A 10,333-nucleotide genomic window follows, 5' to 3' on the forward strand; every position below is an offset into this window, starting at 1 on the left:
TTTTGAAGGATAAAGGCAAGGTAAGTTAAGGAAATCCAAACAAAATGCCCGGCCTGTTGGACAGGACCGGGCATGCAGCCTTCCTGGCTGTATAGAGCACTCCGTACTCTCTGGCAGCAGTGTGTCAGGTTACTGCGGTGCGTGTTATTGCCGCAGGTTATGAAACCTGCAATGATTTACGAAATTGATGCTCATACAACAAGCCTCATACTTTGTTTTTAGAATTGTAGATGTCCAAATCCAATTCTTTTTCGCTCTTTCCAACCAGTGTGGTCACCATCAAATCACCTGCCACGTTTACACAGGTACGCGCCATATCTAGGATACGATCGATCCCAGCAATGACGGCGATGGCTTCCAGAGGTAAACCCACCTGAGCCAGCACGATGGAAAGCATGATGAGGCCCGCGCCGGGAACGCCGGCGGTGCCGATTGACGCCAAGGTGCCGGTAACGATGATCATGCCATAATCCATCAGGGACAAATCGACCCCGACTAGCTGAGCGATGAACAGCGCGACGACCCCCTGATAGATGGCGGTGCCGTCCATGTTGATGGTGGCGCCTACCGGTAGCACGAATCCCGATACCCCTTCGGACACACCAAGATTCTTCTGGGCGCAACGCAAGGACACTGGCAAGGTGCCGGAAGAGGAAGCCGAGGAGTAGGCCACCACCAGCGCATCGAGAATGCCACTCAAGTAGCGTAAAGGGTTCAAGCGTCCAAGCAGTACCAACAGGCCCGAGTAGATCAGCAGCACGTGTAACACGCTGGCAAGATAGGCCACACCGATCACCTTGGCCAAAGGCAAGAGCACGTCCATCCCATAGCTGCCCGAGACGTAGGCGATCAGACCGAACACACCAAAGGGCGCAAAGGCCATGACGATCTCGGTGAGCTTGTACATGGCTTCGGCAAAGCTTTCGAACAGGCGCACCACCGGCTCGCCTTTGTCACCGATCAGGGTCAGGGAAATCCCCAAGCCGATGGCGAACACGATGATCTGCAGAATGTTGCCGTTGGCCAGGGCATCGATGGGGTTCTGGGGCACCAGATTGACCAGAATCTCCACCAGCGACGGCGCGTCCTGGGATTCCACTGGCTTGTCGAAACTTAGATCCAATCCCGCGCCGGGCTGAAAAAGGGTCGAGGCCAAAAGGCCGATGCTGATGGCGAAAGCGGTGGTGATCAAATAGAGCGCAATGGTGCGCAGACCGATGCGCCCCATCTTCTGGGGGTCGCGCATGGCGGTAATGCCCACCACCAGCGTCGAGAATACCAGGGGCACGATCAGCATCTTGATGGCACTGATGAAGATATCACCGATGGGTTTGAAGACGCTGGCCTCTTCTCCCATGAGCGCGCCGGCAACGATCCCAAGCGCCAGACCGACAAGAATCTTCTGCCATAGAGGAATACGTCGCCATAGATTGGGCCGCGAGGATGTGCTGTCCGCCATGAGTGTCGTCTCCGTAGGGTGCCTGAATGGGGGAGGTTCGAATCGAAAGGCGGCGATTCTATAGAAAAAGCCACGCTCCTTTGTAGTATAGAAACAAAATGCCCGGCATCGGCCGGGCTTGAAAAGTAGCGTTCACTCAACCGCTACTCAATCTTCATCCTCCTTGGGAGAGGCCGGCGCGGATTCAAACGCCCGCTTGTCGTCGGGCAGGCGCACGATGTCACCCAGGTTGAGTTTGCCATGCTGTTTTACCCGCTCCCCCTTGGCATCGATGATGGCGGCCACCTCGCCGATACTGACGCCATCCTTGTAGGCCTCGACCTTCACACGCACATTCGTGCCCTGATAGCGCCCCGAAACGATGGTGCCGGGGTGCGGCTCGCCGTAGTCGTTGGGGTCCTTGGCATAATGCGATGTAACGCCATTGGCACCAGGATCATCCCAGTCGATATGTGTGTGCATGTGCTCTCTCCTTGTGGGGTCTCGTAGGTGCCAAGCTTAGCCGGACGAGGCCGCCTATTGAAAGCCCATAGCGCGCCTAACTATTTCTATGGATTCAAGAATCGGGTTCTTGACCCACGAGATCCCTGATCATGTGGGGTGCGATAGCGCCATGACTATCGTCGTCGATGACCCGAATCTATCCTTTGTGCTTGATGTGCACGATATTTCCCTATTGGATGAAGACGAGAACCTGACGGGCGGAAGGCCATTTTCCATGACAAGAAAACAGTCCAAACGGGCAGACTCCAAGAAGGCGGAGGCACAGCCGGCGCCGGCGCGCAAGCTCGAAAGCCGGGTCGAGGCATTTCGTCAACTTGCCGATGCCTATGCCAACGGTGCCTGCGTCATGCTGCCCGACGCGCTGAGCGGGCAGGCACGCCATCTTCATGTACGGGCGACGCTGCAGGAGGATCATCAGACCCGTATCGAGGAGCGCTCCAGTGGTGCTAGCGAGAAGTTCGACAAGCTTGCCGGTTCGGTCTTTTCCTTCTTTCGGGGCACCGCGTTGCTTTTCTACCGGGACATGGCGGGCACGGACGCTCACATGCCGACGGTGTTGGTGCTTGGTGATGTACACCCGGAGAACTTTGGTGTCATGCCCAATGCCGACAACGTGCCGATCTTCAACGTCAACGATTTCGATGAGGCCTGTTACGCTCCTTTCTCCTGGGATCTTAAGCGTGGCTCGGTGGGGTTCATGCTCGCGGCTGAAGAGGTCGCTGGGTTCGGGCACAAGAGGCAGCGCAAGATCGTCAAACGATTCCTGGCCGGCTACATGTCGAATATGCGCCGCCTTGCCGAATCTTCCACGGAAAAAGCCGAGGAGTATCGGATCGATAACAGCCCCAAGGTGATCCGCAGGCTGTTCAAGCAGGCGCATCAAAGCCGCGAGGAGTGGCTATGGGACGACTATCTGGACGAGAGCGGAAAAGGCTTTCGGTCGAGCAAGAAACTGACGCCGATCAGTCATCGCCGCGACGAGTTTCAAAAGCTGGTCGAGGCTCTCGTGAACAAGGGCAGTGCAAAACCGCCGGCACGGGCGGGCAATCTGGCCGTCAAAGACGTCGCCATTCGCCATGGGCAGGGGACTGCCTCTCTTGGCTTGCCGCGCTACTATGTGCTTATCGAAGGGCCAAGCCAGAACGCGACGGATGACATCATCATCGAGTTCAAGCGAGCGCGGGACTCGGCGCTCAGTGGCCTGGTACCGCGAAACGAATTTTCCTCAGGGGCTCGGGGTGTGCGCATCGCCCACGGCCAGTCGGTACAGCTTGCCCATGGCGATGTTTTTTACGGCTCGAGCGAGATCGACGGTGTAAGCTTCATGACCCGGGAGCGGGCCCCTTTTCGCGACGACATTGATCTCGAATCCCTGTCGAAGAAATCCTGGGGCGAGTATGCGGAGGTATGTGGATGCGCGTTGGCCCTCGCCCATGCGCGCTCGGATGATGCGGGCGAGATCGATTATGATGTCGAGCCGAGGATCCTCGACGCCATCAATCCCTCCAAGCTTTTCGCCAGGGATATACTGAATTTCGCTCAGGAAGCCGCCGAGCGTCTTCGTGGCGACCACGCCTATTTCTGCGCCGATCATAAACGAGGCGCGTTCAGAAATATCGAGATGGTCTATCGCTAGTGATTGAAGCGGTTCCATGAGTGCAACCGCTTCGCGAAGGCTCGTGGCGTGGGGCTTGTGTCTAAGAATCGGGTTCTTGCTCGGAAAGTTCCATGATCATGCGAGTTGCTAGATAGAGCCTGGGCACGATGCTGTCGAGCACGATGAACTCATCCGCGCTGTGATAGCGCCCACCTACCAGCCCTAGGGATTCCAGCACTGCCGGTGTATCGCTATCCGGGCTGTAGGCATAGGCGGCGTCGGTTCCCCCGCCGATCTCGATGGCCTTGAGATCGCGATCAAGCTCTGAGTAGATCTGCTGTGCCTGCTCCGCCAGCGCCTGAGTCTGAGGGTTGTCCGGCATCGGTGGGCGGCCCTTGTCGATGCGGAAATTCACCTTGGTGTCGTCGATGAGCTTGTCCTGGATGATTTCATTGGCCTCACTCATGACTCGATCATATTCGCCGGCATCGAAATAGCGCATGTCGCCTTCGGCGTGGGCCTGCTCGGGAATGATGTTGCGCTTGGCGCCCCCGTCGACGATGGTCCAGTTGAGGGTGGTTTGCTTGTCGGCGTTGCCCAGCCCATCCAGTTGCAAAAGCTGATGGGCTAGTTCCATGATGGCGTTACGGCCTTGTTCCGGGGCGCTACCCGCATGGGAGGCGCGACCCTCGACATCGAGAAAGACATAGTTGATGCCTTTGGTCACCACGGTGACCGCATCGACATCGTCTTCGCCCAATGCCGGTTCGAATACCAGCACGGTGTCCTGATCCTTGGCGAGCTCTCGAATCGCATCTCGAGAGCCAAGGGAGCCTTTCTCTTCGTCCGGATTAAAGACCACGGTCAGGGTGCCGTACTCGTTGAAATCAAGCTCCTCGAGTATCGCGAGCGCATGCAGAATTACCGCGACGCCCCCCTTGGCATCCCCAATGCCGGGGCCATAGCCACGGCCCTCTTCGGCACGAAAAGGACGCTTTTCCACCTCGCCTTCGTCGAACACGGTGTCGTAGTGGATCATCAGCATGATGTTCTGATCCCCCTCGCCGTCTATCGTGCCGATTAGTGTCTTGCCACCGAATTTTGGCGCCGGGCGGGTCTCGATCTCGGCGCCAAGCCGCTCGAGACGCTGCTCGAGTATACCGGCGACTTTATTGAGCCCTTCCACATAACCGGTACCGGAATCGATATTGACCAGCGTTTCCAGGGTTTCGAGCAGCGGTTGTTCCTGTTGCCGGGCGGCCTCGAGAACATCTTGCTGAGAGGCGGCAAGCGCCGGGATCGCTGCGAACAAGGTAGCGCAACCAAGGCCCGTGGCCAGCAGGAAAGGCTTCATTGTTTTCTTCCTATGTAAGTTGGTCTCCTGAATAAAGCCTAGGGGGAAAGTATGAAAACGCAAATGCGTATACGGCAAAACGGCAATAAAAAAAGACGGCCCGTAGGCCGTCTCGTAGTGCAAGCATCGAAAGCGTGGAGCGTGAACTGACGCTTAGAAGCGGAAGCTCAAGCCACCCATCACGACCACCGGATCGATCTCGACGTCGGCATCGTAATCGACGCCGGCGATGGTGGCGGTAGCGTCACTATCGATATCCAGATACCAGGCAGCAGCATTGAGCGCCCAGTGCTCGCTGATCAGCAGATCGACACCCAGCTGCGCGGCGTAGCCCCAGGAGTCGTCGAGTTCAAGACTGCCGACCGCTAGCTTTTCATCCGAGAAGCGCGTGTAGTTCACCCCGGCACCAACGTAGGGCTGGATCGAGGAATCCGTGCCGCCAAAGGGGTAGTACTGCAGAGTCAGGGTTGGTGGTAGATGCTTGGTGGACGCATCGATGTCGGTCTCGTCGAGATTGATGTTGTGCTCAAAACGCTCCGCCGCCAGCAGTTCGATCCCCAATTGATCCAGGAAACGATAGCCGAAAGTGATGGCGAAGCCGCTATCCTTGTCTACATCGACATCCAGACCCAGATCACTGAAGTCGCCGTTGTCGCTTTTCGGTGAAACCTTGGCCACACCAAAACGCGTGTAAATGTCGCCTTGGCCATAGGCCAGTGCGGTAGAGGTTGCGGTCATGGAGGCCAGAAAAATGGCGCCGGTCGTCAGAAGGGGGGTTACGCGCATGGGAAAACTCCTTGATTGAATCCCAATAATCGCCCCTGGCGGCGCAGGGCACATCCAATGCTGGGGCATGAACATAGCACCATTTGATGCTTGGGTATGAGCATAGCAGTACTTGCTGCTACGAACTAAGCGTAGAGTAACTGATATAGGTTGATAAACATTGATTTATGTCATGTTTGACGCAAGCAGCTTCTCGGCCATTGGAATTTCTATATATGTATGCAATCACAATGAAAAGCCCGCCAGGGAGGCGGGCCGAAAAAGGAAAGGGATGCGGGATCAGTTCTTGTTGGCGCGCTTGCGCTCGTTTTCCTTGAGATGCTTTTTGCGCAGACGAATATGGTTCGGGGTGACTTCGACCAGCTCATCGTCATCGAGAAACTCGATGGCCTGCTCCAGGGAGAATCTGACCGGCGGGGTCAGCACAATGTTCTCGTCATTTCCCGAGGCGCGCATGTTGTCGAGCTTCTTGCCCTTGGTCGGGTTGACCGTCATGTCGCTGGCGCGATTGTTGATGCCGATCAGCATGCCTTCGTAGACCTCGGTGCCGTGATCGACGATCAGCTTGCCCCGCTCCTGCAGTGTGAACAGCGCATAGGCTAGCGCTTTGCCATCGACCATGGAGACCAGCACGCCGTTGCGACGTTCGATGGAGGCGTCGGGTTTGAGCGGGCCATAATGATCGAAACGGCTGGTGAGAATGCCGGTGCCGGAGGTCAGGGTCAGGAACTGGCCGCGAAAGCCGATCAACCCTCGGGCCGGGATGATGAAGTCCAGGCGTACCCGGCCCTTGCCATCGGGGTTCATGTTGGAAAGCTCGCCCTTGCGATAGCCGAGCTCTTCCATGATGGCGCCCTGATGCTGTTCTTCGCAGTCGATGATGACTTCTTCGTAGGGCTCCTGCTTTTGACCATCAATCTCGCGAATGATGACCTCCGGACGACCCACGGCCAGCTCATAGCCTTCGCGGCGCATGGTCTCGATCAGCACCGAGAGGTGCAGCTCGCCGCGACCGGATACCTTGAACTTCTCTGGGGAATCGCCCTGCTCGACTCGCAGCGCGACGTTGTGAATCAATTCCTGATCGAGACGATCCTTGATGTTGCGGCTGGTGACGTATTTGCCGTCGCGACCGGCGAAGGGCGAATCGTTGACCTGAAAGGTCATGGAGACCGTGGGTTCGTCGATGGTCAGCGCCGGCAGTGCTTCCGCTGCCGCCGGATCGCATAGGGTATCGGAGATCGCCAGGTCGTCGATGCCAGTGATGCAGACGATATCGCCAGCGTCGGCCTTGTCGGTCTGTACCCGTTCGAGACCCATGTGAGTCATGACCTGACCGATCTTGCCCTTGCGCGTATTGCCATCGCGAGAGATGACGCTGATCTGCTGGCCGGGACGCACGCTGCCGCGCTTGATACGACCAAGACCGATGACGCCCACGTAGCTCGAGTAATCCAGCGCCGAGATCTGCATCTGGAAAGGAGCGTCTAGCTCGACCTTGGGCGGCTCGACGATATCGACGATGGACTGGAACATGGGGGTCATGTCGTCGGCCATTTCTTCAGGATCGGGGCCGGCGATGCCGTTCAGAGCAGAGCAGTAGATGATCGGGAAGTCGAGTTGCTCATCGGATGCGCCCAGGTTATCGAATAGATCGAAGATCTGATCGATGACCCAATCCGGGCGGGCGCCGGGGCGATCGACCTTATTGACGACCACGATGGGCCTTAAGCCCTGATCAAAGGCTTTCTGGGTGACAAAGCGGGTTTGCGGCATGGGGCCGTCCACCGCATCGACAAGCAATAGCACGGAGTCCACCATCGACATGACGCGCTCGACCTCGCCGCCGAAATCCGCGTGCCCGGGGGTATCGACGATGTTGATGTGATAGACCTGCTCGTCCGGTGCTTGCCAGCGAATCGCCGTGTTCTTTGCCAAGATGGTGATGCCGCGTTCTTTCTCCTGATCGTTGGAGTCCATGACGCGCTCTTGGCCTTCGGCCTTGCGATCCAGAGTGCCGGACTGACTCAGGAGTTTGTCGACCAGGGTGGTCTTGCCGTGGTCGACGTGGGCAATGATGGCAATGTTGCGAAGTTTCTCGATCACGACAGGATCCTGCTGGGAAATAGGGGGCGTATTATAGTGGCTAGCGGTGCCCGACTGCTACCTTATGCCACGGTTTTTGCCGGCTGACGCTAGTTTCACGCTCTGTTGACGCTAGTTTTGAGGATACCTGACCTGTCTTTCCAAAAAACCGTATGGGGTTATTGCTATAGTCCGCCCGTGGATTGTCCTTATAAAAAACCCAGCAAATGATCGAACAGCCGCCCCGGACTCTGAGCCAGGGTTTGATTAATGGAAATGCGCGGTAGCGCCAGCGAATCACTGCGACGTGTCAGCCAGCCTTCTGTATCAAATAGCGCCGTGGTTACACCAGCGCGCTGCAGCATTTGCCGAGTGTGCAAAGAGGACGGCTTGCCGGGACACGCAATGGCTGCTAACGGATCTCGACAAAGCGTGGCCAGCATTCTGCGAGAGCGCCGCAGCTGTCGATGAAGCCCTTCGTCGTTCTGCTCATCGCAACGAACCCCTCCGGCACCGAAGCGGAACAAGCCTGTATTCTCCAAGCGTCGAAGGCTGAACGGGTCGATCGGTTGTAGAGAATGATCGAGGATACCCAATAGATGTTCGCTAACCTCGGATAGGCGCTTCGGGTCGGTAGGGGAGAGCTGCAGGAAGTAGCGTAGCAGTGCACGGCTATAGGCATGGTCCGGATGACGGGGCGGCATGGGTGGCAGGGGTAGTCCTGCGTCTCCTATCGTGTCGCGAATCTGCTCGGCGGAACGCTTTCGCCATAGTGCGTCGCCAATCAGCGATCGCCATAGCCCGTTGTCTTCTAGCGGCGCTGGTGTGATGAAAATACTGGCAGGGATGGCGTAATGATCGAGTAGGCTAGTCACATTTTCGATGTCGTGACGCCAGGGGCTGTCGAAGGTCAGGCTTATGTTGGGATGGTGCCCGACGTGGGGTGTAAGCGCCGTGGAAAGATTGACCAGGCTCGCGACGCCGTTGAGCGTAATGAGCAAATTCTCGAAGCTTGTGGGTCCAAGGCTCCAGGGTGCGCAGTGGGGCAGGCAGGCCTCAGTCTCGCTGGAAAGCACTCGGGGCAGATGCAGCAACGCCTGTTGCCCGCGTCCCGGGTTCAGCAGTGTGCGTCGCCAGTGGCCACGCAGGCGCTGGGCCAGATCCTGAGCAAGACCCAGCGCACTCATCGATGTAGCTCGCGGCTTGTCGTGCGACTGACTTCTGGCGTCTGATTCAGCACTCGGGCGTGACAGGCAACGAGCCGCAACAAGAAGTCGCTTTCGATACCTTGCTCGCGCTCGACGTCGAACCCTCCGACGCGCTCGAACCATTGGCGCTTGACGCTCAGGGCGAGCGTGTCGCTGCCGGCACTTAAAAAGCGCGACAGCCATGAAAGTTTCATGGTGCCGATCATTGTCAGGGCCACCGCATCCCAGGAGCGTTCGAACATGGCGCGTTCAGCCCAGGCCAACCAGCCAGCGGGTAACTCTACCAAGGGATCGATGAAGATCAGAGTGTTGGCCTGGGTACGGTTGGCGCAAACGTTGTAGCGTTGTCCTCGGGTACCGCCACAACGCTCCAGTAATTGCGCGTTGTGACGTTCTGCCAAGACGGTACAGCGTGTCCGGATCTTATCGACGAGCACGATGATATCGACAGGGCTGTTGATCGTGTTGATCGCGTGCGTAACAGCCTCCAGGCACCTGTCCAGGCGTGAATGGCCACGTTGAGAGTCTATGATGATGCAAAAATGATTCATTGTCAGGGTGACCCAACTCTGTAAGCTGGTCGATTGTCGTGCCAGCAACTTGGGTTTTTGAGTCACGCAATATGGTCATGCAGTCACTCATGTAAGCGTTCGCTGAACGCTGTTTTTATGTAATAAATAGTAGCCTTAGGTTTCAGAGCGTATCAATGTATGAGTCGGCTGATTTCAGCAGAGTCAGCGCATGATTTTTTCACGCTTAATCGGTTGAGTTGATTAATCTTTATCGATTCAATTCGGCTAAATCGTGCAAAGCACCAGAACGGTGCGAAGAAGTGAAACATGCACTTAAATGGTGCGTGCAACTCTTTTTGAGGCACGAGCCGTGCTAAAAAACCTGATCGTGGACTCTTGGATGTCCCGACGTGATAAAATTATTTCCAATAAAATCAATTGGCTGTTAAAAGCTGAGGCGTTGCCAAGCATATCTGGCGCGTCTTTTGCTAAGGGTTAATAGAAACGGTCTGTCGTGGGCAATGATGGCGCGGCATGCTACAACAACGCGATTTATGTCCCTTTTTATTGATTCGGGCTTAACGTTCACTTAGTGGAGAAAATCATGTCAGAAAAGACTCTCGCCCTGATGGAAGAGCACAGCATTCGCTGGGTTGATCTGCGTTTCACCGATACCCGGGGCAAAGAGCAACATGTCACGATTCCTGCCAGCGCCGTCGATGACGAGTTTTTCGAAAATGGTCAGATGTTCGATGGCTCTTCCATCTCCGGCTGGAAGGGAATCAACGAATCCGACATGATCCTGCGCCCGGAAGATGGCTCGGGTTT

Annotated in this window: 9 protein-coding genes; 2 read left to right on the forward strand and 7 right to left on the reverse strand. The window is 56.6% G+C overall.

What is annotated here, in order from left to right:
* Positions 1 to 205: 205 nt before the first annotated feature.
* Both CH74_RS13885 and CH74_RS13890 read right to left on the reverse strand, forming a co-directional pair.
* Positions 206 to 1,459 (reverse strand): dicarboxylate/amino acid:cation symporter, encoded by a 1,254-nt coding sequence (locus CH74_RS13885; protein WP_048308137.1) that lies wholly within the window; start codon positions 1,457 to 1,459, stop codon positions 206 to 208.
* Positions 1,460 to 1,606: 147 nt separating this feature from the next.
* Positions 1,607 to 1,921, reverse strand: coding sequence for a hypothetical protein (locus tag CH74_RS13890; protein WP_048308138.1), 315 nt, complete (start codon positions 1,919 to 1,921; stop codon positions 1,607 to 1,609).
* Positions 1,922 to 2,030: 109 nt separating this feature from the next.
* Between CH74_RS13890 and CH74_RS13895 the strand changes: the two genes are divergently transcribed.
* Entirely contained in the window at positions 2,031 to 3,599 is a 1,569-nt protein-coding gene (locus CH74_RS13895) for a DUF2252 domain-containing protein (protein ID WP_253273077.1), read from the forward strand.
* A 61-nt stretch (positions 3,600 to 3,660) separates the two neighbouring features.
* Here CH74_RS13895 and CH74_RS13900 read toward each other — a convergent pair whose 3' ends face one another.
* The 5 genes from CH74_RS13900 to CH74_RS13920 all read right to left on the reverse strand — a co-directional run bounded on the left by CH74_RS13900 (position 3,661) and on the right by CH74_RS13920 (position 9,430).
* Positions 3,661 to 4,914 carry a glutamate carboxypeptidase gene (locus CH74_RS13900; protein WP_053070779.1) on the reverse strand — a complete coding sequence of 418 codons (1,254 nt, stop codon included), beginning with the start codon at positions 4,912 to 4,914 and terminating at the stop codon, positions 3,661 to 3,663.
* A 153-nt stretch (positions 4,915 to 5,067) separates the two neighbouring features.
* Positions 5,068 to 5,700 carry an OmpW family protein gene (locus CH74_RS13905; RefSeq protein ID WP_048308139.1) on the reverse strand — a complete coding sequence of 211 codons (633 nt, stop codon included), beginning with the start codon at positions 5,698 to 5,700 and terminating at the stop codon, positions 5,068 to 5,070.
* A 279-nt stretch (positions 5,701 to 5,979) separates the two neighbouring features.
* The gene (gene typA, locus CH74_RS13910) at positions 5,980 to 7,806 is read right to left on the reverse strand and encodes a translational GTPase TypA (protein WP_048308140.1); all 1,827 of its coding nucleotides are present in this window, start codon (positions 7,804 to 7,806) and stop codon (positions 5,980 to 5,982) included.
* A gap of 188 nt (positions 7,807 to 7,994) precedes the next feature.
* A complete protein-coding gene (locus CH74_RS13915) occupies positions 7,995 to 8,972 on the reverse strand; it encodes a polysaccharide deacetylase family protein (RefSeq protein WP_048308141.1) in 978 nt (325 codons plus the stop codon).
* The gene (locus tag CH74_RS13920) at positions 8,969 to 9,430 is read right to left on the reverse strand and encodes a hypothetical protein (protein ID WP_156181527.1); all 462 of its coding nucleotides are present in this window, start codon (positions 9,428 to 9,430) and stop codon (positions 8,969 to 8,971) included. Before CH74_RS13920 ends, CH74_RS13915 begins: the two co-directional genes overlap by 4 nt.
* Positions 9,431 to 10,109: 679 nt before the next feature.
* On the opposite strand from CH74_RS13920, the gene CH74_RS13925 reads away from it, so the two are divergent.
* Positions 10,110 to 10,333, forward strand: a 224-nt coding sequence (locus CH74_RS13925; protein ID WP_048308143.1) for a glutamine synthetase beta-grasp domain-containing protein, incomplete at its 3' end; no start/stop codon positions are given.

It is taken from the genome of Halomonas sp. PR-M31 (assembly GCF_001039575.1).
GTDB lineage: Bacteria > Pseudomonadota > Gammaproteobacteria > Pseudomonadales > Halomonadaceae > Modicisalibacter.

What these genes read in the sequence shown, in the direction of transcription:
- CH74_RS13885 (WP_048308137.1), bottom strand. Translation starts at nt 1,459, where the DNA reads ATGGCGGACAGCACATCCTCGCGGCCCAATCTATGGCGACGTATTCCT.
- CH74_RS13890 (WP_048308138.1), bottom strand. Translation starts at nt 1,921, where the DNA reads ATGCACACACATATCGACTGGGATGATCCTGGTGCCAATGGCGTTACA.
- CH74_RS13900 (WP_053070779.1), bottom strand. Translation starts at nt 4,914, where the DNA reads ATGAAGCCTTTCCTGCTGGCCACGGGCCTTGGTTGCGCTACCTTGTTC.
- CH74_RS13905 (WP_048308139.1), bottom strand. Translation starts at nt 5,700, where the DNA reads ATGCGCGTAACCCCCCTTCTGACGACCGGCGCCATTTTTCTGGCCTCC.
- CH74_RS13915 (WP_048308141.1), bottom strand. Translation starts at nt 8,972, where the DNA reads ATGAGTGCGCTGGGTCTTGCTCAGGATCTGGCCCAGCGCCTGCGTGGC.